This window comes from Parabacteroides sp. AF17-28 (assembly GCF_003479205.1).
Taxonomy (GTDB): Bacteria; Bacteroidota; Bacteroidia; order Bacteroidales; family Tannerellaceae; genus Parabacteroides; species Parabacteroides acidifaciens.
The window spans coordinates 237,743-264,535 of the sequence record NZ_QUGV01000003.1; the positions used below are offsets into that span (position 1 = coordinate 237,743).

Below are 26,793 nucleotides of genomic sequence, written 5' to 3' on the forward strand. Positions count from 1 at the left end.
ATTAATAATGAAGAAGATTCTTTTGTTTTCTTTTTTCCTGATGTTGGGATTGGTTGTTTCTCAATTCCTGCCCGCGATGGTGGGTGAGAGTTATTTATCGGTAAAGACGGTTTCCAACACGTTGCTATATGTTTGTCTTGCCTTTATCATGATCAATGTAGGGCGGGAGTTTGAAATGGATAAGAGCCGTTGGCGGTCTTACACCGAGGACTATTTTATTGCAATGGCGACAGCCGCTTTCCCCTGGATATTGGTTGCTTTGTACTATATGTTTGTCCTGTTGCCCGACATGTACTGGAGCAGTGGGGAAGCGTGGAAAGAAAACCTTCTGTTGAGCCGGTTCGCGGCGCCGACATCGGCAGGCATCCTCTTTACAATGCTTGCGGCAGCGGGGCTGAAATCATCCTGGGTATATAAGAAGGTGCAGGTATTGGCTATCTTCGACGACCTGGATACGATCTTGCTGATGATTCCTCTGCAGATCATGATGGTCGGACTGCGCTGGCAACTGGGTGTGATCATTCTGATTGTCATGGTGCTGCTGATTGTCGGATGGAAAAAGATGGGAAGCTATAATATGCGGCAGGATTGGAAAGCCATTCTTTTCTATGCCGTTGTCACCTGCGGGATTACACAAGCGGTTTACCTGGCGTCCAAATACCTCTACGGAGAGGATGCGAGCATCCATATCGAAGTGTTATTACCCGCCTTTGTTTTAGGGATGGTGATGAGGCATAAGCATATCGATACGAAGATAGAGCACAATGTGGCGACCGCCGTTTCCTTCCTGTTCATGTTTCTGGTCGGGGTCAGTATGCCGGTATTTTTCGGTGTCGACTTCGCGGCGCAATCGGCTGAAGCGACGACGATAACAGGTGCCCAGCCGATGATGTCATGGCCGGTGATCATCCTGCATGTCGTGATCGTTTCGTTCCTTTCCAATATCGGAAAATTATTCCCCTTGTTTTTTTACCGGGAGAGACGGAAGCGCGAGCGTCTGGCCTTGTCGATCGGTATGTTCACGCGCGGAGAGGTGGGAGCCGGCATTATCTTTATCGCACTTGGCTACAATTTAGGAGGGCCCGCTTTGATGATTTCTGTGCTTACCATAGTGTTTAATTTAATTTTAACTGGTATATTTGTCGTGTGGGTAGAGAAACTGACCCGCAGTGCATACGAGCTGGAAAAAGCCGGCAAGTAAGAATTTATTGTTAGGAAAAAACTTGGTGGAAGCGGACAGCAAGCCGCTTCCCATAAAATATAAAATACCAGTATGGACAGAACCATTAACGTTATCCTTAAACCTTTGCGTCGCTTTGCCACGCAAAAAGCGAACGCGAGTGTTTTGTTATTCATGGCTACGATCCTTGCCATGATATTCGCCAATTCTCCTTGGGCAGAATCCTATCATCATATCCTGTCGCATCCGATCGATTTGAAGATCGGGCATTTTACTCCATTCATGCACCACGGCGAACCGATGCCTATGCTGGCATTCGTCAATGACGCCCTGATGGCCGTCTTCTTCTTTGTGATCGGACTGGAAATCAAGCAGGAAATCCTGATAGGCGAGCTGAGTTCGATGCGGAAAGCCTTATTACCTATTATCGCCGCTTGCGGAGGAATGATCGTCCCGGTCGTTTTCTATTTTATCGTATGTCATTCGGCTCCGGAGGTGAGGGGAGTGGCTATTCCGATGGCGACCGATATCGCGTTTGCGCTCGCCGTCCTGGGTTTGTTAGGTAAACGGGTTCCGCTCAGTATGCGTATCTTCCTGACTGCCTTAGCTGTGGTGGACGATGTCGGCGGCATTATTATTATCGCCCTGTTTTATAGCGGTGACATCGCTTTCGAGCCGCTTCTGATCTCTCTCGCTTTGTTGGCTTTGCTGTATGCCGGCGGAAAGATGCGGGTGAATAATATGTTCTTTTATTATATAGTCGGGTTCTTTGTCTGGATGCTGTTCCTCGAATCCGGTATCCATCCGACGATAGCCGGCGTACTGGTTGCGTTTACCGTACCCGCCCGCCCGGTTGTCAAGCTGGACGCTTTTACCGACGAGATGGCCGGCTATCTGAGCATGCTCGATTATACGGAGGTGCGCCATTCCAGGAAAGCCGAAGTCCTTTCACCCACGCAGATCCAGGTACTCAATAATATCCATTCGTTGGCCGACAAGACGATCAGTCCGCTCCAAAGCATTGCCGACAAACTGCATCCGCTTGTCAACTACCTGATCTTGCCGCTCTTTGCATTTGTCAATGCAGGCGTAACCTTTGGCGACATACAGATATCATCTCTTCCCGGCGTACCGTTAGCCGTATTCCTCGGCCTGTTTCTCGGAAAATCGTTGGGGATATTCCTGTTTACCTATCTCTTCATCCGGTTGGGTTTTGCGGCTATGCCGGCAGGAGCCAGTAAATCGAAATTGTTCGGCGTGTCGATGCTGGGAGGCATCGGCTTTACGGTCGCCCTCTTTATCGCAAACCTCTCTTTTGCCGGGATGCCCGGTATGGGGGATGATTTGTTGAACCAGGCGAAGTTAGGCGTATTCGCCGGCTCGTTTATTTCCGGTTTGTGCGGCTATTTGATCTTAAAGAAAATATTACCTAAAACAGCATAAGATGGACAGACGCAAATTTATTCAGACAGGAGTAGCCGGAGTAGCGGGCCTTTCTCTATCCCATACCGGGTTAGCAAACATTCAAATATCACTGCCTTCAGACGTGTCGGTCGACAAGGTGAAGTTAGGAAAAACCGGATTGAAGGTCTCCCGTATCGCTATGGGTACCGGAACGAAAGGCTGGAACTTCCAATCCAACCAGACACGGGCAGGACAGGATCATTTCACCCGGATGGCCCGCCACGGTTACGAACGCGGCATCCGTTTCTTCGACATGGCCGACACCTACGGTTCCCAACCCTTCGTCGGAAAAGCCATCGAAGGCCTGCCCCGTGAGAAACTCACCCTCATGAGCAAGATGTGGACCTACGACGAAGGCTCGGATAAGATAGAACCTGTCCGCAAAACCCTCGACCGTATGCGCAAGGAAGCCAACACCGAATATTTCGACATCCTCCTGATGCACTGCATGACAAAAGGCAATTGGGGCGAAACCCGCAAGTTCTACATGGATGGTTTCGCACAAGCCAAAGCAGACGGTATCGTGAAAGCTGTCGGCGTCTCCTGCCATAATTGGGACGCGATGGTGGAAGCCGTCAACAACCCCTGGTGTGACGTGATCCTCGCCCGCCTGAATCCCTTTGAAAGCCATATGGACGGCAGCCGCGACGACGTCAACCGCCTCCTCGGCCGTGCCCGCGAGAAGGGTAAGGGTATCATCGGCATGAAGATCTTCGGCGAAGGACAGCACGTAGCCGACGACGAACGCGAGCAATCCCTCCGTTATGCCATCACCGAAAGCAATCTCCACTGCATGACCCTCGGCATGGAATCCATCGCCCAGATGGATGACGCCATCGAACGGGTGATGCGTCTTGCCAAGCGATAGAGCCTACCGCACCGCATGCCGTACCTTGTGCCGCAACTGGTAATCCGCCGTCAACAGGATAAAGATAAGCAGTTCGGCACAGGGAACAGCCAGCCACAACCCCTTTTCACCCAACAGAGGAGGGAGGATCAGGAAGCACGCCGTCATCCCCACAATCCCCCGCAAGGTCATAAAGAACATCGCCTTGCGTGCCAGTTCGATACTCTGGTAATACCCGATCCAGACGATGTTCAGGGCAAAGCAGACAAACCCCGCCGCAAAGTAGGGGATTCCCCCCGTCGCAATCTCATACGCCCTGTAGCCGGGTTCCAGAAACATCGCCACGATATACGGGCATAAAACATACATCACCGCAAATGCTAATAGCCCCGACACGAAAGCCGTCTTCAACGACAGCCGGAAGGTCGTGTGCACCCGCGCCGCATCGCCGGTCCCATAGTTGTAGCTGATGATCGGCTGTGCCGACTGCGCAATCGCGTTGGCGATCATAAAGACGATCGGCAGGCAGTAGCACGCCACGCTATAGGCCGCCACCCCGTCTTCATGAAGCACGCGGATGAATGCATAATTCCCCACCAGCATCATGCAGGCGATCGCCAACTCGCCCAACATCGCCGAAGCTCCCAAGCGAACCATATAGCCTGTGTTCCGGCAGGTCAGCAGCAAACTTTTCATACTCATTTTGAGCTTATACAGACGCAGCGTCCTGGAGCAGCCTAAAAGATAGCCCAACACCATCACACCCCCGGCCACCTGTGCCAACGCAGTCGCCAACGCCGCCCCCATCAGCCCCATCTGCATCGGAAAGACGAACACATAATCGAGCACTACATTCAACAGTGCCGGAACGACATTGCACAACATCGCAAACTTCGGCGAGCCATCCAGCCGGATGATAAACATCCCGATATTCGCTAACATGCTGAAGATAAAAAACGGCACGATCCAGTCCATATACTCTAACACAAGCGGAAGCAACTGCCCGGAACTGCCTAACAGATAAGCCGTCTGCTTATTAAAGACAAAAATTAGTGTCATCGACACCGCCATCAACAGAAGCGACACCAAGAGTGCCTGCGTAATATTGATATTAGCCGCCTTCACCCTTCCCTGCGACAGATGCACCGACGCCACGACCGACGCGCCGACGCCGAAAAGCAGCCCGACCCCCGTCGTCACCATAAAAAGCGGCGCGACGATATTAACCGCCGCCAACGCATCACTGCCGACACCGCGCCCGACGAATATACCGTCCGCAATGGTGATACACGCCATGCAAACCATTCCTAACAAAGTCGGGAAAAAGATCTTCCGAAACAACACCGGAATATCCATACTGCCAAAATCAATGCGATCCCTCTGCATACTTCTCTCTTTTTTATACCGGGAGGCAAAAGTAGCCTTTTATAGCGGATGAAAAATTACCATTTGGTAATAAATGACCGGATAATCTTCATATAAAATACTTATATTCGCAAAAAAACTGTTTGTCAACTGTGTAACCGTTAAAATTCAGGAAATATGGCAAAGTATCTGTATTATGTTTATGCCTGCTGCCTTTTAGTTTTAGTCAGCGGATGTAAGGAAACGCGGAGCGAGGAAGGCGAGGAGCTGCCTTTCAGCCCGTATGTGGAGGCCTTTACCTCCGGAACAATCTCCAGGTACACGCCTGTCTACCTGATCTTCAACCAGACGATACCCGCCGACCGCATCAAGCCGGACCACCTTCGCAAGCTGATCCGCATCAAGCCCGAGACAGCCGGCGAACTGACCTTCGAGAACAACCGGACCATCGTTTTCAAGCCCGCCAAAGGCTTCGAGCGCGACACCCGCTACGAAGTCCGCGCCGACCTCTCCGAATGGTTCGACACCGAAGGCAAAGACGAACATTTCATCTTCAACTTCGCCACCCTGCCGCTCGCCCTGCGCGGTAACCTCCAATCCTTCGATATCAGTGAGAAGAATGAGAACGGCTACGACCTCGTCTGCACCCTTTTCACCCCCGACAAGGAAGCGCCCGAAACCGTAGAGCCGCTCGTCCGCTTCTCGGAGAAAGCCGATGCCGTCTGGGAGCATAGCCCCGACGGGAAGAAACACCAGCTTTCCATCGCCAACCTCCAGGCAGGGGCGGAGGGAGCACGCACCTTCGCACTCTCTGTCGCACCGAACAAGTTGAAAGTACCCGAAGAAGAACTCCTGTCGGTCGACATCCCCGCGATGAACGATTTCGGCGTCTATGACGTGCAATATGTCTCGGACCCCGAACGCTACATCGAAGTCACCTTCACGAAACTCCTCGACGCCACCCAGAATATGCAAGGCCTCGCCTGGATCGACAAAAACAAGTCGGACGCCGTCAACGTAGACGGCAATAAACTCCGCCTCTATCCCGACGCCGGCACCAAAGGCGCACTGAACGTCCACCTGAATAAAAACATACGCAGCAAGAACGGCCTGACCCTCGGCGAAAGCATCGTCCGGCAGGTCGAAGTCAACCAGACCTTGCCCGACGTCCGCTTTATCGGCGACGGCGTGATCATCCCCCAGTCCACGCAGCTCAGCGTACCCTTCCAGGCCGTCTACCTTCGCGGCGTGGTCGTGCGCGTCATCAAGATACTCGAACAAAACATCGGGCAGTTCCTCCAGGTGAACAACCTCGACGGTACAGGCGACCTCATGCGTGTCGGCCGCCTCGTCGCCCGCAAAACGATCTTCCTCGACGATGATCCGACACACGACCTCACCGAATGGAAGACCTACGCCATCGACCTGAAATCGCTGATCGACCCCGAGCCGGGTGCCATCTACCGCATCGAGCTGTCGTTTAACCGCGATCTCTCCGCCTATCCCTGTCCGGACCTCGTGAAGGCAAGCAAAGAGCAGATTCTCGCCGAAGACGAAATCAAATTCAAGGAAGAAAGCAGCCGTTTCGACGAAGGCGGCTACTACTATTACAACGGCGACTTCAACTGGTCCGACTATAACTACTCGGAGCGCAACAACCCCTGCTCGAAGAGCTACTATTCCAACACGACGACCGGCAAGAACGTCCTCGCCACCAACCTCGGCCTCATGGCGATGAGCGGCGAAGACAACACGATGACCGTCCTCGTCCACAACCTCCTCAGCACCCATCCCGAACGCGGCGTGAAAGTCACCGCCTGCAACTACCAGCACCAGGAGCTTGCCCGAGGCACGACGGACGACAAAGGACAAGTCGTCCTGCCCCTCGCGACAGGCAAACCCTTCTACCTTGTCGCCTCGCTCGGCGCACAACGCTCGTACCTCCGCGTGGACGGCGGCTCGGCGCTCTCGTTAAGCTCGTTCGACGTCTCCGGCGAAGTCGTTCAGAAAGGCATCAAAGGATTCATCTACGGCGACCGCGGCGTCTGGCGTCCGGGCGACACGCTCCACCTCGGCTTTATGCTGAACGACCGCACCCGGAAGCTTCCTGCCAATCATCCCGTTATCATGGAACTCTATAACCCCCTCGGCCAGCTCTACCTCCGGCAGACACAGACGAAGGGAGTCTCCGGTCTCTACGCCTTCGACATGCCGACCGAGGCCGATGCCCCGACAGGCGCCTGGAACGTCAACGTGAGCGTCGGCGGCGTCACCTTCAGCAAGCGCCTCCGTATCGAGACGATCAAGCCGAACCGCCTGAAGATATCCCTCGCGATGCCCAAAAAAAATTTGCTCCGCGGCAAACCCTTCGATGCTGCCATGCACGTCGAATGGCTGCAAGGCGCGACCGCCCGCAACCTCAAATACGACATCCAGGGTACTTTTATCTCGACCCCGACAACCTTCTTAGGCTATAAGAACTTCACGTTCGACGATCCCTCGAAAGTCTTTAACAGCGAAGAAAGCAAGCTCATCTCCGGCGTGACCGACGCGACAGGCAACGCCACCGTCACCGCCCGTTTCGAGATCGGCGCCTCAGCCCCTGGCATGTTGCTCGCCAACTTCGTGACCCGCGTCTATGAAGAATCCGGCGATTTCAGCATCGACGCCGACCGGGCGCTCTATTCCCCATATACGCGCTACGCCGGCATCCAGTCGCCCCAGCAGGATAAGGAACAATTGAACACCGGAACGAACTACACCTACACCGTTGCCTCCGTCGATTACACCGGCCAGGCTGCGGTAAACACCGAACTCGAGGTGAAGGTCTACAAAGTCTATTGGTACTGGTGGTGGAGCTCCGACAACAGCCAGTTGGCCAATTATGTATCCGATTCCTACAACAAACCCGTCAAAACCTTCACCCTCCGGACAGGCGCCGACGGAACCGCCAACTTCCGCCTCTCCTTCGCCGACAATGAATGGGGAACCTACTTCATCTCGGTGAAAGACCCCGAAAGCAAACACTCAACAGGCGTGATGAGCTACTTTGACTGGCCCTACGGCGAAGGGCGGCGCGATGCCGACGGCTCTTCATCCGCTAATATGTTGAGCTTCAAGACCGACAAAGAGACCTATGCGCCAGGCGAGAAGATGACCGTCACCTTCCCATCCGCGAAAGGCAGCCGCGCCATTGTCAGCATCGAGAACGGTACAAGACTGCTTTCCGTCAGCGAATACGACTGCACGGAAGGGCAGACCACCCTCCGCCTTGACGTCACAGCGGAGATGCAGCCCAACGCGTACATATATATAACGCTCCTCCAGCCCCACGGCGTGACGAAGAACGACCTGCCGATCCGTATGTACGGCGTCGTCCCCTTCACTGTGACATCCCCCGAGAGCCACCTCGCGCCCGTTATCCGGACGGCGGACGAGATCAAGCCCGAATCCTCCTACAGCGTCACCGTTTCGGAAAAGAACAGACGCCCGATGGCCTATACGTTGGCGATTGTCGACGAAGGGCTGCTCGACCTCACCCGCTTCCGCACGCCCGACCCCTGGCAGGCGTTCAACGCGCGCGAAGCATTGGGCGTCAGCACCTGGGACCTCTATAACTACGTCGTCGGCGCGTATGGCGGCCGCATCGAGCAGCTATTCAGCATCGGCGGTGACGACGCGCTCAACAAAGGCCCGAAAGCCATCGTCAACCGCTTCAAGCCCGTCGTACAGTTTGCCGGCCCGTTCGCCCTCGGAAAAGGGGAGAAGCGGCAGCACACGTTCCGGATGCCCAACTATAACGGCCGTGTCCGCATGATGGTCGTCGCCGGTGATGGGGAAGCATACGGAAATGCCGAAAAGAGCGTGATGGTGCGCAAGCCCGTGATGCTGCTCGGTACCCTTCCACGCGTGATCGGCGTGGGAGAGGAGATGGCCGTTCCCGCCACCGTCTTTGCCACGGAGAAAGGCGTCGGCGACGTCCGTGTCACCATCTCCTGCTCCGGCAATATGGAGGTTGTCGGTGAAGCCGCCCGCACGCTGAACTTCACGGAGACGGGCGACAAGCTCGCACAATTCCACATCCGCGTGAAAGACCGTCCGGGAGCCGGACGGGTGACGATCACCGCCACCGGTAAGGGCGAAAAATCGGTTTACGAGACAGACCTCGAAATCCGCAGCGTCCGCCGCCCGCAGGTCAAAGTGACGCCCGTCACACTCGAAGCCGGAAAATCCTGGAAAGGAACCGTCACGATGCCGGGCGTGGCAGGGACGAACAGCCTCACGCTCGAAATGTCGGACGTGCAGCCGGTCAATCTGTTAGCGCGCCTCAGTTATCTGTTAGGTTATCCGCATGGATGTGTAGAGCAGATTACGTCGAAGGGGTTCCCGCAATTATATTTGAATGAATTTACCGCGTTGACCGCCGACGAAAAACAATCCGTCGAAAACGCCGTGAAAGAGGTCATCCGCCGCCTGCGTTCCTACCAGACGGTAGACGGCGCCTTCTCCTACTGGCCCGGCGGGACAAGCAGCAACGCTTGGGGAACGGTCTACGCCACGCATTTCCTGACCGAAGCCGCCACAAGGGGGTACCTCGTGCCCGATGCCATGCGGCGCAGCGTCATCGGTAACCTCGTGCGCACGGCACGCGGCTGGAAACCGGTGGCATCCTATTACGAACGTTCCGAAGAAATGACGCAGGCCTACCGCCTCTACGTCCTCGCCCTCGCCGGATCGGCCGAAGTAGGAGCGATGAACCGCTTGAAAGAGAGCAAGACGCTTCAACCCATGAGCCGCTGGCTGTTGGCCTCCGCCTACGCGCTTGTCGGACGGGCGGACGTCGCACGCGAGCTGACCGCCAAGACAACGGAGCTGACGACCGCCTACACGGAGTATGACCAGACCTTCGGCAGCAACCTCCGCGACCGCTCCATCCGCCTGATGGCGCTCTGCCTGCTCGACGAAAGCGCCCCGGCTGCCCGTCTGGCTGATGAAATCTCGAAGACGCTCGCTTCCGATGACTGGCTCAGCACACAGGAGACGGCCTTCAGCCTCATCGCCCTTTCCGGCTATATGAAGCGTTACAAGACGGCCGCCTCCATGGACTTCTCCTACACCTCCGCAGGCAAGACGGAGGATATCTCGACGACAAAGAACGTCTGGACAAAGCCCCTGCTCGACAAGGCCGCACCTTCCGCTCCCTTGGAGATCCGGAACACCGGAAAGTCCACGCTCTTCGCCCGTCTCATCACCGAAGGCATCCCAGCCGAAGGCCGTGAGGAAGCCTACGCAAACGGCCTCTCCCTCGCCGTCAGCTATACGGATCAGGCAGGTAACCCGGTCGATGCCTCCGCACTGCCGCAGGGTACAAATTTCGTTGCCGTCGTCACCGTCCGCAACCCTTCGTCGCATGGCGTGAATAACTTGGTGCTCACCGAAGTGTTCCCCGCCGGATGGGAAATACTCAACACCCGCTTCCTTAGTGAGGGTGCGACCGACGCGAAAACGCCCGGCATCAACTACCAGGACATCCGCGACGACCGTGCCTACAGCTACATCGACCACCTCCCCGCCGGACGGCAGGTGACAGTCAAAATCAACCTCTGCGCCGTCTACCCCGGCCGCTTCTACCTGCCGCCGGTCTACATCGAAGCGATGTACGACCATTTGATGCGTGCGAATACGGAAGGGAAGATGGTGACGGTGGAATAACAGGTGATATCCTGTATCATAAAGTCTAAACTCTGTCTTAGCTCTGTAAGAAAAGCATCCCTTTAATCCAAGACGTAAGCCTTGGGTTAAGGGGATGCTTCTTTTTTCTTAGCTCTTACAGGGCTCGAAGACAAGAGGTATTGCTTTTTAAGGAGATGTGTCAAAAGTTCTATTTATAGCGTCTGTGTCCTGGCGGTCCCGGATCAAGTCCGGGATGACTACACCCGCCATCTCATCCTAATCATTGTAAATCAGTTTAGTATGAGGTTGCGGGTCAAGCCCGCAATGACACGCTAAACATTAAAATTTACTTTTGACACATCCCCTTATGATCTGTCGATCTTACAGGGATTTTAGAAAGCTTTGAGATAATAATTGTCATTTTATAAGATTTTGAGGTAATCTCGAGGATGCTGTTTTTTTACTCTTTTTGATAGATTAGTAAAAATAGTTGAAAATAGGATTTCCAGTCTTTTTTTAATCTTTCTAAAAATCAAAGGATACAATATTGAATTTCAAATAATTTTATTTGCAAAAAAGCTTGTTTTTCAAAAGTTATATCATACCTTTGCGAATGACTAAAAAAAAGGAACGTTTTTTTTAGTCATTTTAGCATAAAACACGTTTTACAGTGCAAAAGCATATACTTTCATACCATAAAACGTGTTTTACAGTGCAAAAGCATATACTTTCATACCATAAAACGTGTTTTGCAGTACAAAAGCATATACTTTTATACCATAAAACGTGTTTTACAGTGCAAAAGCATATACTTTCATACCATAAAACGTGTTTTACAGTGCAAAAGCATATACTTTCATACCATAAAATGTGTTTTATAGTGCAAAAGCATATACTTTCATACTATAAAACGTGTTTTACAGAGTAAAAGTACTATTTACAATTTCATTAAATGCTTTATTTGATATGGACGCTTATTTCTAATATAAATATATAAACTAAACAAATTAAATTATGGCTAAAATCCAGAGTTTCGCAAAGTCGAAACTAAAAGTAAATGAACTTCTTGCCTTTTGTCAGGCTGTTTATAATCAAATCTTAACTGCAAATGCAGATATGACGAAATTTCAACCACAATTGGATAAATTTAAGGAAGCTATAGCTGATTTTGATGCTTCAAGTATGAAAATCTCAAAAAGTTTGTGGACTGACGCTATGAAAAGCACAAACAAAGTACGTAACCAAATCCGATCCAGTGCTTTCTCACTAATCCGGGGATATAATGCCGAACCGGACGGTGATAATAAAAGAGCTGCTGTTTTCCTGATGCCGATGGTCGATAGATATGTAGGTATATATAATCATTCATTTGATGACCAGACTGGATATTACTATAACCTGATCGAGACTTCCCGTTCGGATGAATTTAAAACCTATGTCGAACAATTAAAATTAGATGCTTTATTTACAAAATTACAAACAGCGAATAACGAATGTGCCCACTGTTCGTCTAACCGGTCTGTAGAATCAGGTAAACGAAACATGCCGCTTCGGACTTCCGTATCACGTAAGAATTTAATTGTTGCATATGATAATCTTGTCTTTCGTCTGAATTCGTTGGCTGAGGCAAATGGCGATTCGGATTTTATTATCTTATTTTCATGGTGGAATGAGGAAATCGATAAATTCCGCGTTACCTTCAGTAATCGCTACGGCAAGGGCAAGGGCGGTAAGACGGCTGGCGGCGACATGAGCAAACATGATCCGAAAACGGGGCTTCCGTATGAACGTCCGGGGATACTCTGATTAATAGAAGGAAGATGTATCAAAAGTCCTATTTATAGCATCTGTGTCCTGGCGGGCTTGACCCGCCATCTCATACTAATTATTATAAATCAGTTTAGTATAAGATTGCGGGTCAAGCCCGCAATGACACGCTATAACATTAAAACTTACTTTTAACACATTCCCAATGACACGCTATAACGTTAAAACTTACTTTTAATACATCCACAATGATATACTAAAGCGTTAGAACTTACTTTCGACACATCCTCCCAATGGCTCAAAGTAGAAATATGGAAAGGGGCAGGTTTATTCCCTGCCTCCTCCCAATGCCTTATAAAGATTGATTACACTTTGTATCTCTGCAAAACGGTTTGCTGTTTGTGACAGCTGTGCGCTTAATAAAGATTGACGGGCGGTCAGCACTTCCAGATAAGTGGTCGTGCCGTGCTCCATCAACAGAGAAGTGCTTGTCAATGCCTTTTGCAGGGAAAGAATTTGCTTATCGAATAAAAGCGTTTTCTCCTTGCTTGTCTGATAGGCGACTAAAGCATCGTTTACTTCACTTCCAGCATTCAAAAGTGTCTGCTGGAAAGCTAAGCTAATTTCTTCCTGCTGGGCTTTCGCGATACGGTATTGTGCCATGATTTGCCCTTTGTTGAACAACGGTTGCGTAAGTGAGCCGACAGCCGAAGCTAAGAATTTACCCGGATTGACAATCATGCTTCCTGCGGAGTTTGTCCAACCTGCACTTCCGCTCAACACGATAGACGGATAGAAAGCGGAGCGGGCTTGATTAGTCCCGTAGAAGGCCTGTTCCAACGAACGCTCGGCGGCACGGACATCCGGACGGTTTGAAAGCATCTGCATGGGGATACCGACAGCTAAGTCGTCGGGAAATTGCTGTCCTTCCAGGCTGCTGCGTTCATAGGCGCGGGGCGTCTCGGCAAGCAGCAGGGCAAGTCCGTTTTCCACCTTATTGATTTGTTCCTTCAGATCGAGGACGGAGGTCTGGACGTTGTAATAGGCGGCCTCCATCTGGGAGGTGGCAGCTTCGTTTGCCATGCCTGCGTTCATCAGTGCACGAGTCGAGGCGACAGTCTCTTTCCAGGCTTCTGCCGTTTGCTCAGCGATGGCGAGTTGTTCGTCTAACATCAGCAACGTATAATAGGTATTGGCTATTCTGGAGATCAACTGTGTCCGTACGGCCTGCTGGTAGTCCTTGCTCTGGGCGTAGAGGGCTTTAGCCTGCTGTTTGGCATTGCGCAGACGGCCGAAAATATCCAATTCCCAACTGGCGGTAATCGGCAATGAATAGGTTTGCGTTGCCTTATGACCGTCAAAACTGCTTACTGCTCCCTGTGGGGATAAGGCGAATGACGGGAGGAAGGCGAGCTTGGCGGACATCAAGGCGGCATCTGCCTCTTCCACGCGCAATTGGGCCGATTGCAGATCGGTGTTGTTTTGCAACCCTTGTTCGATAATGGATTGTAACATCGGGTCTGTAAAGAGTTCCCGCCAATCCATATTACCGAAGTTAACCGTGTCATTTGCCATCACTTCTTCTCCGTAGAGATTGTCCGGAGTGGTGGTTGTAGGTTGATATTTATTGTATATGCCGCAACTGCTCAATAAAGCAGTTGCGGTTGTTAACAGGATTATTTTCTTCATACTTCACTATTATTATCTTTATTAAACTCGCTGCGTTCACTCTGGCTCTTTTCTTTTTCCAGCGCTACTTGCATATCGGCTTCTTCTGCCATCGGCTTGCGTATCTTCTCCTGCAAGTATTCGAAGATGATATAGAATACCGGCACGACGAACAGCAGGGCTAATGTTCCGATTGCCATACCGCCGACGACACCTGTTCCGAGGGAACTGTTACCATTGGCGCCCGCACCCGTGGAGAACATCAATGGAAGCATACCGAAGATCATCGTGAGCACGGTCATCAGGATCGGACGGAAACGGGCCTGTGCGGCAGAATAGGCCGATTCGACGATGCCCATTCCTTTGCGGCGGCGCTCGATGGCGAACTCGGTAATCAGAATTGCTGTCTTTGCCAGAAGGCCGATCAACATGATTACACCTGTTTGCAGGTAGATGTTGTTTTCCAATCCGAATATCTTGGCAAACAGGAAGCTGCCCATCAGTCCGAACGGCACCGAAAAGATGACGGCGAACGGCACGAGGAAGCTTTCATACAAGCAGGACAGGATCAGGAAGATAAGCACGATACAGACGGCATAGATGAAGAGTGTCTTCAATCCGCTGTTACCGGCTTCTTCACGTGCCATACCTCCATATTCGTAACCGTATCCGGTAGGAAGGACTTGTGCGGCGACTTCTTCGATTGCGTTTTGCACTTCACCGGAGGAATATCCATCAGCCGGGTTTACATTGGCTGTGATACTGCTATAGAGGTTGAAACGGTTCGCAACTTCTGCTCCCTGCACTTTCTTCAGGGTGACGAATTGGCTGATCGGCGCCATTTCCGCTCCGTTTCTGACGAACATATTGTTCAACGAATGTTCATCCAGGCGGTATTCAGGCGAAGCTTGCATCATCACACGGTAGACTTTACCGAATTGGTTATAGTTGGAGATATAGGCGCCACCGCAATAGCTTCCCAATGCATCGAGCACGGTTGCCGGCGAGATACCTGCACGCTTACACTTGGCTGCATCCACATCGACTGAAACCTGCGGGAAGTTCATGGCATAGGAGGTGTAGGCCATTGCTACTTCCGGACGCTGGTTGAGGGCGCCGAGGAACTTCATGGTGTTTTCGTAGAAGACAGCCATATCGCCTCCGGTCTTGTCCTGGAGGTTCAACTCGATGGAGTTACCCATACCATAGCCTGGAATCATACCGGGCTGGAAACAGAAGATTTGGGCTTCCTTGATTCCGTGGAACTGTGCGTTGAGGCGTGACATCACTGCGTTGGCGGTGTGTTCGCTGCCTTTCCGGTCGTCCCAGTTCTTCAGACGGATGATAATCGTACCGTAGGAAGTACCTTGTCCGGCGATCAGTCCGTATCCGGTGATCTTGGCGTAGTGTTCCACTTCATCTGTCTGTTTGATAATGTCTTCGACCTTATTCATCACCTTTGTTGTTTCCTCCAATGTGCTACCGGGTGAAACGCTGACGTTAATCATCATCGTACCCTGATCTTCCTGGGGCACAAGTCCCGTCTTGGTCGTGTTCATGAAGTAGGCGAGCAAGACGATGGTGGCAACCAATGCCGTCCATACCATCCAACGGTGGTGGATGAAGAAGAGCACGCCTTTCTTATATTTACCCAACATAGCATTGAACGAAGCGTTGTAGGCTGCACGTACCCGTCCGTTCAGGCTTTTCTCGCTCTTTGTCCCGTCGGAAGGTTTCATCAACAGGGCGCATAAGGCCGGACAGAGTGTCAAGGCACAGATACAGGATAACCCTACAGCCGTAGCCATCGTGACACCGAACTGCGTATAGAAGATACCGGAAGTACCGCCCATAAAGGTAACGGGCACGAATACGGCCATGAACACGCAGGTACAGGAGATAACCGCCATCGTTACATCACTCATGGCGTCTTTCGTAGCCTGGTAAGGAGATTTATAGCCGGCATCGAATTTCGCCTGCACGGCTTCTACCACGACGATGGCGTCGTCCACCACTGTTCCGATCGCCAACACAAGGGCGAACATCGTCAAGATATTGATACTGAAGCCGGCAGCCATCAGGCAGGCAAAGGTTCCGATCAGCGAGACAATGATGGAGATAGATGGGATTAATGTACTCTTGAAGTCTTGCAGGAAGAAGTACACGACGAGGATAACCAAAATGATGGCGATAAACAACGTTTCGACTACATTGTGGATAGATGCGAACAGGAAGTCGTTCGAGCTCATCAGGGTGACAAATTCGGTTCCCTCAGGCAGCTTCTTGGACATTTCATCCAACAGGTTCGTTATCTTTTCGTTAACGGTGGTCGCATTGGCACCTGCCACCTGGAAGGCGATGAATGTCACGGCCGGTTTGCTGTCCATCTCTCCGTGAAAAGCATAGGAAAGAGCGCCTAATTCCACATCGGCTATGTCTTGCAGACGCAGGACGGAGCCATCGGCGTGCGAACGGATGACTGTGTTCTTAAATTCATCCACGCTTTTCAATCTTCCGCGATATTTCATAGTGAACTGGAAGACGTTTTTCGAGTTCTCGCCTAAGGAACCGGTAGGCGCTTCAATGTTCTGTTCGCCTAAGACGGCTGTTACGTCCGAGGGGATAAGGCTGTATTGCGCCATTAGTTCCGGTTTCAGCCAGATACGCATACTATAGGTATTACCTAACTCCAGCACATCGCCTACGCCTTCGATACGTTTGATCTCCGGGATGACATTGATGTCGAGGTAGTTGGCAAGGAATGTCTCGTCGTACCGCCCGTCGTTGCAAACCAATGTATTGATCTGCAAGAAGCTGGTCTGGCGTTTCTGTGTGGCCACACCGATTCTTGTTACTTCGGCGGGCAACAGGCCCTGGGCCTTCGAGACACGGTTCTGCACGTTGACTGCGGCCATGTCCGGGTCCGTCCCCTGTTTAAAGTAGACCTGGATAACGGCTGATCCGGCATTACTTGCCGTGGAAGTAATGTACATCATGTTTTCCACACCGTTGATACTTTCTTCCAACGGCATGATGACGCTGTTCATCACAGCTTCGGCATCAGCACCTGTATAATTGGCGGTTACATATACCGTAGGAGGTGCGATATCGGGATATTGCTCCACCGGCAGGGTAAAGAGCGAAATCAATCCGATAATCAAAATCAGCACGGAGATGGATATAGCCATTACCGGCCGCTTTATAAATATATTACCTTTCATATTCGATCATTTATTTAACTTGTGTTCCTTCACGCAATAGACCGGCGCCTTCGGATACGATCTCATCACCTGCTTTCAATCCGTCAAGCACAATGTATTCGCGTCCGTTATTTACTTCGGCAATCGTTATTAATGTGGAAACGGCTTTGCCATCCACTACCTTGTAGACTATTGTCTGATCTTGCAGCCGCACGGTTGCCCCTTGCGGGATGACAAGGCTGTTCTTATAGGTGTTCGGGATAATCACATTGCCTGACGCTCCACTATGAAGCAAGCGCGATTCGTTGGGAAACACGGCGCGTACTCCAACTGTACCTGTCTGCCGGTCGATGACTCCGCTGATCGATTCGATTTTTCCTTTTATGTCATAGATGGATTTATCGTTAAGTTGGAGTTCCACTTCCGGCATGTTTGCTAATGCTTCGTCCATTGTCCCGTATTGCCGCGTCATGCTCAACAACTGATTTTCCGTCATCGAAAAGTAGACGTACATTTCCGAATTGTCGGAAACTGTCGTCAACGGCTGGGGGATGGAAGGGCCGACCAATGCGCCTACACGATAGGGCAGCATACCGATAACACCGTCACTCGGGCTCTTGACTTCCGTGTATGACAAGTTGTTGCGGGCGTTGATCTCTTGCGCTTCGGCTTGTGATAACTGTGCTTTAGCTGTCAGATAGGTGTTCTGGCTTGTCTTCAGGTTAAATTCTGAAACGACTTTTTGAGCGTACAATTCTTTCGCACTGTTATAGGTCAGTTCGGCTGTAGCCAATCCTGCTTTTGCGGCTTCCACGTTTGCGATGGCTGTCTTTAATGCCGCTTTATAAGGAACCTGGTCAATGATGAACAGCACTTGCCCGCGCCGGACCTTTTGTCCTTCCGATACGCATAGCTTTTCGATCATTCCGGATACTTGCGGATAAATGTCGATGTCCTGACGTCCGCGAATTGTCGCCGAATAAGCAGTCGAAAGTTCCTTATCGGTAGGAGTTACTTTCATGATTGCATAATTAGGGTTCATCTGTACATCCGGTGTTTGCTTGCAGGATGTAAACCATAATACACAACTGATAATCCCTATCAGTTGAATCCATTTCTCACTTACTTTTGCCATTTCTTTACTATTTAAATGATGGGGGCGAAGGTAGGTGAAAGTAGAACAGTGACTATTATTTATTTTTCGCCAAAGATGTTCTATTTTCGCTAATTATAGTTTGATGTAGTACTATTTCTTATTTTAGGAGTAAAATAGAACATAAATGGCGGGAAATAAAACACTTTCCTTATGATCATATTTCACATCTTTGTCGTCATAAATAATATGAGTATGAAAAAAGGGACAGTTACGACAATCGGTATCGAAGATTTTAAGGCCAATAGTCATATAATTGATTATGTGGATGATGACTTCGTTGTTATAAATAGTTTGGAAAATCTTCCTAACAGTAATGATACGGTGAGACTGAATTGCTTCCTTGTCATATTTTGTATTGAAGGATGTGTGCAGTTGGAAATGAATACCAAGACTTATTTGCTTGAAGCCAATCATATGATGATTTGTTTACCTACTGCTGTTTTAAGTCATGCATTGATCAGTCCCAAACATAAAATAAGTATTATGGGATTCTCGACCCGCTTTCTTCAAAGGACGGTAAAGATGGACAAAGAAACATGGAATACTATTTCATATGTATATAATAATCCGGTTAAATATGTGGAAGAAAGCGATAATTTGATTTTCAAATTATATACGGATTTAATCATAGAGAAGATCAATCAAGAGCCTCAATTGTATTATGGAAAAGAGATCATGCAATATCTGTTTTCCGCCCTTTTTTGTGAGATGATAGCCAATCTGAAAATGAATGTCGATCATCCGGCGGAGGCGAAAAAAATGAAGGACGGAATGAAGCAGGCGGATTATATCTTTAAGAGGTTTATGGAGAAATTATCAATGGACAACGGATCTCACCGTTCCGTACAGTATTATGCGAATGAACTTTTCTATACGCCTAAATATCTATCCAAAGTGATTAAACAAGTATGCGGAAGGGGACCGCTGGATTTGATAAACGAACATACCATAGAGCTTATAAAATATCAGCTGAAGCATTCGGAGAAGTCGATTAAGGAGATCGCGGAAGAGTTTAATTTTTCCAATATATCTTTCTTGGGAAAGTATGTGAAAGCTCATTTGGGCATGTCTCCGTCGAACTATAGGAATTCGGAGGAAAATTGAACAATTATTATGGGACGCAGATGACGCAGACGAGCGCAGAGTAACGCAGATATTATTTATTTTCAATAAAATAAGTCTGCGTTCGTCTGCGTATTCTGCGTTATCTGCGTCCGGTTTATTAGAGATATGACACACTGCCTTTGTTTGGCTCTATGTTTATTGGAGATATTCGACCAGTTTAGCCGGCAGGTAGAATGTATTGTTTTTGTCAACATATACGACTACCGAGTTCAGGCGAACTTCTTCCTGGCCTTTCTTGCCGAGTGTCACGATATTGCTGAACGGGGTAATATTGACTTGCTTCTTTTTGTTCTTTACCACCAGCGAAGGAGAGTCTTTTTCATCTTTTGCCGGGATAATTTCGCATTTGAAATCTTTGAAAACTTCTGTGTGGGGAACGAAGTTTTGGGCGGTCAAATCTTCTAATGTGCCGTGTGTCATGCCGAACAAGGCGCAGAGATAGTGATTCAACTCGATGTTGGTGTGCATGCCGACCGGCAGGCTTTCGCGATCCGGATGATAAGCGGCCAGGAACACATCTTCTCCGGTATGACCGCCAGTCGTAAACCCGAAGCATGTTTTGGTAGTGAGCAGTTTGGACATGAAGGAGGTCAGGGAACCGCTGTAAAGCGAACCTTTACCGTCTGTCGAACGTTCGCTTGCCGGGATCGGGCTGTTCTTGTAGTCTTTGCAGTGGTTCAAGGCATCCAACTCTTCGGGTGTCAGTTCAAAGCCGGCATATTCGCGGAAGATGTTCTGTACTTCGGAGTTTGGCAGGCTGTTTACTTTTTTGGCAAATCCTTCGGCTGTCAGCTTATAGAGAGAAAACTGGTGGAACAGCTGGTCTTTAGACAGTTTGTCGTAGCCTGTACAGTCGCGACGGCCGATGCTGATACCGCTGTTGCCATGGTCGGGAACCATGATAACGGCTGTTTCACCATTCTGGCGGGCAAATTCCAAAGCGGCACCGCAAGCACGGTCGTAAGCTAAGAAATCGGTTGCCATACCGACCGGATCGTTGGCGTGTGCAGCCCAGTCTACCTTGCTGCCTTCTACCATCAGGAAGAAGCCGTTCGGGTTCTGGGACAGCTTTTCAATCGCTTTGCGTGTCATCTCTTCGAGTGAAGGCTGTTCGGCCGGATTACGGTCGATGTCGTAGGCCATTTCTTTGTCGCCGAATAAAGCCCACATATTATTGCCTTTATAACTGCGCATGCCGTTGATGTCGTTTTTGAAGACGCCGTAGCCATTCCCTTTCAGGTAGGCTTCGCTTTCTTCGGGAAGCAGAGAAACACCGCCGCCGATTACGACGTTAAGATCGTTGTGAGCCATCTGCGGAGCGATCCATTCATATTTGCCGCGATTGTAGCTGTGGGCGGAACAGTCGGCCGGCGTTGCATGCGGAAATTCGCAGGTGAAAACCAGACCGGTCGATCTGCCCTGGAGCATCTTGGCTGCTTCGAGGACGGTTGTCAGCGGCTGGAAAGCGCGTGCAGGATCGGTCGGGTAGATGTCGTTGTCTCCATCGTTTTCCGGATAGGTGGAGACATAGCCTGTGCGGCTCGGCTGTCCGGTCATGTAGCAGGACGTCGTAGGAGCGGAGTCGCCGATCGGAGCATTGGAGGAATGCGTGCGGACCGTTCCGCACAGATACGGGTCGATGTTCAGTTTCGGCTGATCGGGGTTGTTGTACCATTGCAGCCAGCGTGCCATAGAGACTGTTGCCAACGATGTTCCGTCCGGTATCAGCAGAATGACATTCTTCACCGGTTTGACGTTTTCTACATCCTGGGCCTTTGCCGGCATGAAGATGACGGCCAGCAGCAGGAAAAGTGTAATTGTTCTTTTCATGTTCTTGTGATTTTATAGTTGTATGATATCCTCTTTAAACTGCGTAATCTTTTCCAGTCCGGTTTCCGTAACCAGGAAACTGTTCTCGATGCCGACCGCGCCGACGCCCGGTATCACGTATTTCGGTTCGAGCGCGAATACCATGTTCGGCTCGAGCAGTTCTTTCGAACGGGGCGTCAGGACCGGAAGTTCGTTTATCTGGATTCCGATGCCATGGCCTACGAACTTCGCCTGCTGCAAGGTTCCCATGAAATAGGCGCCGAGGCCTTCGTTTTCGGTGATCTTGGCGGCGATATTATAGAGTTCGGCACAAGGCGTTCCCGGACGGGCGATGTTTTCGATCTCGCTCTGGATGAGCAAGGCTGTCTGGTGTGCCCGATAAGCCAGGTCGGTCAGGCGGCCGACGGAGAAGACGCGTGTCATATCCGTCATGTAGGCCGTATAGTTTCCGGCCATATCTACCATAATGGCTGTCCCGTCTTTCAGAACCGTCCCGTTTGCACCTAACGGGCAGGACGCATCCATTCCGCCGCCACCTAAGGCGAAGTCGAAAGGAGAGGGGCTTTCGGCGTTATCTCCCGCCAGGATGCTTCCCATAAAGATGTCCATATTGGCACCGAAGGCGCGGAATATTCCGATGGAGCCGTTCTTGCGCATCCGTCTTTCTATCTCGTACTGGAACTCGAGGTCTGTCATTCCCGGACGGAAACATTCGGGGATTTCGGCGTATGTCTTGGCGTGACGTTCGGCTGAGATGCGGAACATTTCGATCTCGTGCGGTGTCTTTATCTGACGCAGGTTGCGCATCAGTGCAGTGGCGTTGGCCGTCTCTTTCGGGTTAAAGATTGCTTGCAGGCGCATATAGTCGTTGTAGGTCAGCTCGTCTGCTTCGAGCAGGAGCTTTTCCGGCATCTTCAATCCGTGAGCGGCAAACAGTTCGGCCATTTGTTCCGGCTTGCGGATATATTCCACCTGGTCGCCGGTCAGACCGTTCGGACGTTTCACGAAGAACCAGGGAGCGCCTTCTGCCGGAAGGTAGAAGTATCCGCTATAGATACGTCCGGTTGTATAATACAGGTTTACATCTACGGTGAGCAGGCATCCGTCAGCGTTCATCTTTTGCATTGCCTGCTGTATGCGATCCCATTTCAGTTTGAAATCGCCAATCAATTCTTTTTGTATCATTTCCAACACTTAATTTTTATCCGGCACCAAAGATATTAAATTAATGCCGGGATTGGAATGATTCTTTGGGTTAAATCTCCGTTAAATTTAGAATTGTTCGAGCACTTGTATCCGCTTTTCGATCGGTGGATGGGTGGCAAAAAGACCGCTCAGTCCGCTTAGTGCGCTTTTGGCTTGCTTGCCTGGGTGCTGGATAAAAAGTTGTGCGACATCTTCGCGGTGGACTGCTTCGATGTCCGGGTCGGCCGATATTTTGCGGAGTGCACTGGCCAGGGCGAGCGGGTTTTTAGTCATCTCGGCCGAGCCGGCATCGGCTAAGTATTCCCGTTTACGGGAGATGGCAAAGCGCATCAGCATAGAAAAGAAGTAACCGACGGCGGCCACAATAAGAATCAGGATCATGAGGAGTGCCGCTCCGTTTTTATCACCCCTTTTCCTGCTCATCGAAGAATAATAGACGGAACGCATGGCTACTTGCGCTAACATGGCGAAGATGCCGACAAAGACGATGGAGATGATAAGCAGACGCACGTCGTGATTGCGGATATGCGACAGTTCATGCGCAATGACGGCTTCCAGCTCGGGATCGTCGAGCTTCTCGATAATCCCTCGTGAAAGGCTGATCGTGTAGGTGCGTTCATTAATCCCGCTGGCAAAAGCGTTGAGGGAGTCGTCGTTGATGATATTGATCTGGGGCATCTTCATCCCCTGGCTCATGCAAAGGTTTTCGACGAGGTTATACACCCGTTTGTTCTCTTTTCGCGACAGCGGTTGTGAGCCGGTTGCCGAATTGATAATGCTGGTGTTCGCAAAGTAGGCGATGACGAACCAAAGCAGCACGCCGCCCAGAACATAAGGAGCGATCTGTACGAATACGCTCATCGCTAATTGTGTAAGTGTAACGTCTGGCTGGTTGCTTGCTTTGGATACCATAACAAACAAGTAGCAGAACATCAGCGTCAACACGCATACTAATACCGGGAAAAGACAAAGCAGGAGCAGGGAACGTAAGTTGTTCCTGCTCTGCTGGGTTTGTATACCTACGTATTGCATTCTTAGAATTTGATTTTAGGTGCTTCTTCGAGTGTTGCGCGCTGTTCGCCCAAGTCGAACATGATTTCTTTCTTGAAACCGAACATACCGGCGATCAGGTTCGACGGGAATGTCTCGACTGCGTTATTCAGTTCTTTCGTAGCCGAATTGAAATAGCGGCGTACGGCTGCCAGTTTGTTTTCCAGATCGGAGATTTCTTCCTGCAACTGAAGGAAGTTCTGGTTTGCCTTCAGGTCCGGATAGGCTTCGAGCGTGATCTTCAGTCCGGCAAGTGCGGAAGACAGTGCATTTTCAGCCACGATCTTGTCATCGATCGTCTTGGCGCCGATTGCTCCGTTACGGGCGTTGATCACGCGTTCGAGAGTCTCTTTCTCATGCGCGGCATAACCTTTGACCGTCTCGACCAATTGGGGGACCAGGTCATGGCGCTGTTTAAGCTGCACGTCGATATCGGCAAATGCATTTTCACGATTGTTCCGGAGTTTCACTAACGAGTTATACAAAGAAGCGATCCAGATTCCTAAGATCACGATAACCGCTATTAGAATGATTGCTGTCATAAGTTTTTATTGTTTATGTTATGGGTGCAAACATACGAAATTATTTTATATATGTTTCAATGAACGACTATGCGGATAATATCTTAGGCATATAAAAACAACCGGATAACCCTTAAAAATAACCGGATGTATGATTATTCTACCGCTTGATGGCAGTGAGTTTTAACCACATGCCTTTTTGAAATATAAAATAGCTTTATTTGTGCAAATAATAAACTTATAATTAGGTAATGTATATGAAAAAGCTATTATTCTTTTCCCTTTTGTTTCTGCTCCCCTTTTCACTTGGGGCTGAACGGATAAATATTGAAAAGGCATACTGTAGCTCATTTATAAATCAAATAATAAACAAATAAAAGTTGTGCCCGACACGTATTAGGGATATCGTCATGTTCTCAAAGAAAATGTTTTTTATTTGCTTGATCCTTAGTTGTCTTTCTTTCTCTATGGTTTCGGCAAAAAGTATTGTGTATGTTTTTGCAGTAGAAGCATGGGTTCCGATTCCTGTTAAGATTAACAGCCAGGAAGCCTTTGAAATGAAAGGAACGCCTAAAGGGAAAGATCTGACGGCCCGTTTTTCGGCTTGTAAAAAGAAATGCATTCTGAATTCGGAGGGCAAGGTTATTTTTTCTTTTGAATTTTCCCGTACCAACCAGGCGACAGGAACAGTCTATAATTATGCTGATGAGATTCAATTAAATTTGTCGGAAGGTTCTGTTCATTATATTCAAATAAAGCCTAAAGGTTTTAATGATTATACATTTAAGGAACTTAGCGAAAAAGAGGCCAATAAATTATTGAATAATAAGAAGTGTCTCTTGTTGCCTGAGTATGCCCAACAGTAAAGTTTTTTAATAATAGAAAATATGAGAATCATTTTATTTGTTTTCTTTGTCGCTTGTTTGGCTCAATCATCACTATCCCAAAATATAATAGAAGATATTTTTAGCAAATCATTAGAAGTAGTCAGTGACAAGGGGCGAAAAGAGCTTTATAAAGGGCAGATCATAAAGAAAAAGCGTACTGGAATGGGACTTTTGAAGATGAAAGACGGTGCTTTGTATATCGGTGATTTTTCAAAAGGCGAAATGACAGGATATGGAATGTTATTGGTTCCCGAAGGCAATTCTGTGTCCAATTGCGATAACTGTGCTGTCTATGTCGGGAACTGGCAGGATGGGGAAAAAACAGGTTCAGGCGTTTGTTATGCTAAAAATGGTGATGTTCTCTATTCCGGGAAGTTCAAAGAAGATCGCCCCATAAACGCATATGGTTCTACCGATGATAGCCCGCTGCGTTATTTCTCTCTGTTTGAAAATAGCGATGGCAATATGTTTCTGGGCGAAGTGAATGATGGAAACTTCAATGGTTTTGGTGTTATTGTGTTCAATGACGGAGACTTGTGGTTTGGTAATTTTCGGAATGGTCTGAAACAGGGAGTTGGCCTTTACCTTATGTATGACGGTGAATGGGAAACTCTTAATTTTAAGGATGACAGTTACGATGTGATCAGTTCTTCAGCTAACTATAGGGATGTGGAGCACTCCAGAAGTTTAGCTAATAAACAATCATTTGGATTTATCATGGATAATTTTGCGGCGGCCGCTACGGCTACTGCCGGAGCGGTAAATAGTGCACGTGCTATACGGCAGGGTGATGGTAATTTATCCGGTTTAGCGGCAGGCGATAATAGTGGCTCTTCCGGTAATAGCAAAAGCGGTTCTAAGCAAGGTAATAAAAAAGCGTCAAACTGCGGCTCGTCATGGAGCATCGACAGTAACACTTATTCTAATTATGAGACACAGCTCATAAAAATGCGTACATATCCGGAGAAGTATGATAATTATACTGCTGATTATGCAAGCATTCAATCTAAAATGAGACAGATCAGAACAAAATGGGAGGCTCGTGGATGTTCGATTACAAAATCCCAGTATGAATAATAGACTTCATCATTATTATATTATTATTTGAAATAGATTTTTTGAAGAGGCTGTCTCAAAATAAAAAGATGAGATAGCCTCTTCTTTTCACAGTAGTCTTTTCTCAATTCGCATCAAGGAAGAGCTGGGGCTCACCCGATAATCATTGGGGATAAATAAATTCATTATTTGGCAAAAGAGAGCCTGCGGCAGAGGGGGCTTATTGTAAAAAACGTATTTTTCCGGTTCGAAAGACATCTGAAATAAAACAAATGTTAATCCGCTTTTTTGACCTCAAAAAGGGACTTTTTCCCCTTTTTTGAGTGTTTTCAGCTATTACGACCGTCCTCTTTGCCATCACGACCGTGCTAATGTGTAGTGCACTCGGCACCTCGCGAAGATTAGGACGGTCGCAATGGCGATTAGGACGGTCGTAATTGGAAAGAAGACCGTCTAAAGGGCAAAAAAGCCCCTAAATTTCCTTGGGATATTTGGAACGCCGTCCGTTTTATTTTCAAATATTCGATTCTCCGGGAGTTAAGGTTTATCACTTTGCCGATATTTTCTGTTTTCGGTAATCAAATTGTACGCTTTTTCAGACAACCTGCGCACCTCACTCCATCTGTTGTCAGTAAAGAAGATTAAAACCGTGAAAAGAGTCAATCCAAAATGGATCAAGATTTCGGACGAAATAGAAAAACGCCAAAAAAGAGGGTTATTGTATAATTTGCCTCATCCTTGTGGTTATCCCCAATGATTATCGGGTGAGCCAGAGCTGGTGTTCGATCGATATCTGCT

The 26,793-nt window shown here is 49.3% G+C and carries 16 protein-coding genes; 8 read left to right on the forward strand and 8 right to left on the reverse strand.

Annotation, left to right across the window (positions count from 1 at the left end):
• Positions 1 to 7: 7 nt before the first annotated feature.
• The 3 genes from DWW90_RS03450 to DWW90_RS03460 all read left to right on the forward strand — a co-directional run bounded on the left by DWW90_RS03450 (position 8) and on the right by DWW90_RS03460 (position 3,512).
• Complete coding sequence (locus DWW90_RS03450; RefSeq protein ID WP_122343990.1) at positions 8 to 1,201, forward strand: sodium:proton antiporter; 1,194 nt, start codon at positions 8 to 10, stop codon at positions 1,199 to 1,201.
• A 72-nt stretch (positions 1,202 to 1,273) separates the two neighbouring features.
• A complete protein-coding gene (gene nhaA, locus DWW90_RS03455; RefSeq protein WP_122343991.1) occupies positions 1,274 to 2,623 on the forward strand; it encodes a Na+/H+ antiporter NhaA in 1,350 nt (449 codons plus the stop codon).
• A 1-nt stretch (position 2,624) separates the two neighbouring features.
• The gene (locus DWW90_RS03460) at positions 2,625 to 3,512 is read left to right on the forward strand and encodes an aldo/keto reductase (protein ID WP_122333626.1); all 888 of its coding nucleotides are present in this window, start codon (positions 2,625 to 2,627) and stop codon (positions 3,510 to 3,512) included.
• A gap of 3 nt (positions 3,513 to 3,515) precedes the next feature.
• Here the strand turns inward: DWW90_RS03460 and DWW90_RS03465 are convergent, their stop codons facing one another.
• Positions 3,516 to 4,877, reverse strand: a complete 1,362-nt coding sequence (locus tag DWW90_RS03465) for an MATE family efflux transporter (protein ID WP_122343992.1) — start codon at positions 4,875 to 4,877, stop codon at positions 3,516 to 3,518.
• Positions 4,878 to 5,033: 156 nt separating this feature from the next.
• On the opposite strand from DWW90_RS03465, the gene DWW90_RS03470 reads away from it, so the two are divergent.
• Together DWW90_RS03470 and DWW90_RS03475 are read left to right on the forward strand one after the other, a co-directional pair.
• A complete protein-coding gene (locus DWW90_RS03470) occupies positions 5,034 to 10,568 on the forward strand; it encodes an alpha-2-macroglobulin (protein WP_122343993.1) in 5,535 nt (1,844 codons plus the stop codon).
• 975 nt (positions 10,569 to 11,543) lie between these two features.
• Positions 11,544 to 12,335 (forward strand): DUF6261 family protein, encoded by a 792-nt coding sequence (locus DWW90_RS03475; RefSeq protein ID WP_147382395.1) that lies wholly within the window; start codon positions 11,544 to 11,546, stop codon positions 12,333 to 12,335.
• 288 nt (positions 12,336 to 12,623) lie between these two features.
• On the opposite strand, the gene DWW90_RS03480 is transcribed toward DWW90_RS03475, so the two are convergent.
• The 3 genes from DWW90_RS03480 to DWW90_RS03490 are packed head-to-tail and all read right to left on the reverse strand — an operon-like array spanning position 12,624 to position 18,299.
• Complete coding sequence (locus DWW90_RS03480) at positions 12,624 to 13,985, reverse strand: TolC family protein (protein ID WP_122343995.1); 1,362 nt, start codon at positions 13,983 to 13,985, stop codon at positions 12,624 to 12,626.
• Complete coding sequence (locus DWW90_RS03485; protein WP_122343996.1) at positions 13,982 to 17,185, reverse strand: efflux RND transporter permease subunit; 3,204 nt, start codon at positions 17,183 to 17,185, stop codon at positions 13,982 to 13,984. The genes DWW90_RS03480 and DWW90_RS03485 overlap by 4 nt, the downstream gene beginning before the upstream one ends.
• A gap of 10 nt (positions 17,186 to 17,195) precedes the next feature.
• Positions 17,196 to 18,299, reverse strand: a complete 1,104-nt coding sequence (locus DWW90_RS03490; RefSeq protein WP_122331688.1) for an efflux RND transporter periplasmic adaptor subunit — start codon at positions 18,297 to 18,299, stop codon at positions 17,196 to 17,198.
• A gap of 213 nt (positions 18,300 to 18,512) precedes the next feature.
• Here DWW90_RS03490 and DWW90_RS03495 point away from each other — a divergent pair, with 213 nt between their 5' ends.
• Positions 18,513 to 19,424, forward strand: a complete 912-nt coding sequence (locus DWW90_RS03495) for an AraC family transcriptional regulator (protein ID WP_122343997.1) — start codon at positions 18,513 to 18,515, stop codon at positions 19,422 to 19,424.
• A 156-nt stretch (positions 19,425 to 19,580) separates the two neighbouring features.
• On the opposite strand, the gene DWW90_RS03500 is transcribed toward DWW90_RS03495, so the two are convergent.
• The 4 genes from DWW90_RS03500 to DWW90_RS03515 all read right to left on the reverse strand — a co-directional run bounded on the left by DWW90_RS03500 (position 19,581) and on the right by DWW90_RS03515 (position 24,073).
• Entirely contained in the window at positions 19,581 to 21,275 is a 1,695-nt protein-coding gene (locus tag DWW90_RS03500; protein ID WP_122343998.1) for an alkaline phosphatase, read from the reverse strand.
• 12 nt (positions 21,276 to 21,287) lie between these two features.
• A complete protein-coding gene (locus DWW90_RS03505) occupies positions 21,288 to 22,460 on the reverse strand; it encodes a Xaa-Pro peptidase family protein (RefSeq protein ID WP_122343999.1) in 1,173 nt (390 codons plus the stop codon).
• Positions 22,461 to 22,547: 87 nt separating this feature from the next.
• The gene (locus DWW90_RS03510; RefSeq protein WP_122344000.1) at positions 22,548 to 23,513 is read right to left on the reverse strand and encodes a M48 family metallopeptidase; all 966 of its coding nucleotides are present in this window, start codon (positions 23,511 to 23,513) and stop codon (positions 22,548 to 22,550) included.
• Between the two features lie 2 nt (positions 23,514 to 23,515).
• Positions 23,516 to 24,073, reverse strand: coding sequence for a LemA family protein (locus DWW90_RS03515; protein ID WP_115498669.1), 558 nt, complete (start codon positions 24,071 to 24,073; stop codon positions 23,516 to 23,518).
• Between the two features lie 467 nt (positions 24,074 to 24,540).
• Here DWW90_RS03515 and DWW90_RS03520 point away from each other — a divergent pair, with 467 nt between their 5' ends.
• Both DWW90_RS03520 and DWW90_RS03525 read left to right on the forward strand, forming a co-directional pair.
• Positions 24,541 to 24,918, forward strand: a complete 378-nt coding sequence (locus DWW90_RS03520; protein ID WP_147292095.1) for a hypothetical protein — start codon at positions 24,541 to 24,543, stop codon at positions 24,916 to 24,918.
• 21 nt (positions 24,919 to 24,939) lie between these two features.
• Positions 24,940 to 26,016, forward strand: a complete 1,077-nt coding sequence (locus tag DWW90_RS03525; protein ID WP_122344002.1) for a hypothetical protein — start codon at positions 24,940 to 24,942, stop codon at positions 26,014 to 26,016.
• Positions 26,017 to 26,793: the final 777 nt, after the last annotated feature.

Bases quoted from the DNA above. Each gene is read 5' to 3' on its own strand.
- DWW90_RS03465 (WP_122343992.1), bottom strand. From the start codon at position 4,877: ATGCAGAGGGATCGCATTGATTTTGGCAGTATGGATATTCCGGTGTTG.
- DWW90_RS03490 (WP_122331688.1), bottom strand. From the start codon at position 18,299: ATGGCAAAAGTAAGTGAGAAATGGATTCAACTGATAGGGATTATCAGT.
- DWW90_RS03500 (WP_122343998.1), bottom strand. From the start codon at position 21,275: ATGAAAAGAACAATTACACTTTTCCTGCTGCTGGCCGTCATCTTCATG.
- DWW90_RS03470 (WP_122343993.1), top strand. From the start codon at position 5,034: ATGGCAAAGTATCTGTATTATGTTTATGCCTGCTGCCTTTTAGTTTTA.
- DWW90_RS03480 (WP_122343995.1), bottom strand. From the start codon at position 13,985: ATGAAGAAAATAATCCTGTTAACAACCGCAACTGCTTTATTGAGCAGT.
- DWW90_RS03485 (WP_122343996.1), bottom strand. From the start codon at position 17,185: ATGAAAGGTAATATATTTATAAAGCGGCCGGTAATGGCTATATCCATC.
- DWW90_RS03460 (WP_122333626.1), top strand. From the start codon at position 2,625: ATGGACAGACGCAAATTTATTCAGACAGGAGTAGCCGGAGTAGCGGGC.
- DWW90_RS03495 (WP_122343997.1), top strand. From the start codon at position 18,513: ATGAAAAAAGGGACAGTTACGACAATCGGTATCGAAGATTTTAAGGCC.
- DWW90_RS03510 (WP_122344000.1), bottom strand. From the start codon at position 23,513: ATGCAATACGTAGGTATACAAACCCAGCAGAGCAGGAACAACTTACGT.
- DWW90_RS03450 (WP_122343990.1), top strand. From the start codon at position 8: ATGAAGAAGATTCTTTTGTTTTCTTTTTTCCTGATGTTGGGATTGGTT.
- DWW90_RS03525 (WP_122344002.1), top strand. From the start codon at position 24,940: ATGAGAATCATTTTATTTGTTTTCTTTGTCGCTTGTTTGGCTCAATCA.
- DWW90_RS03515 (WP_115498669.1), bottom strand. From the start codon at position 24,073: ATGACAGCAATCATTCTAATAGCGGTTATCGTGATCTTAGGAATCTGG.
- nhaA (WP_122343991.1), top strand. From the start codon at position 1,274: ATGGACAGAACCATTAACGTTATCCTTAAACCTTTGCGTCGCTTTGCC.
- DWW90_RS03475 (WP_147382395.1), top strand. From the start codon at position 11,544: ATGGCTAAAATCCAGAGTTTCGCAAAGTCGAAACTAAAAGTAAATGAA.
- DWW90_RS03505 (WP_122343999.1), bottom strand. From the start codon at position 22,460: ATGATACAAAAAGAATTGATTGGCGATTTCAAACTGAAATGGGATCGC.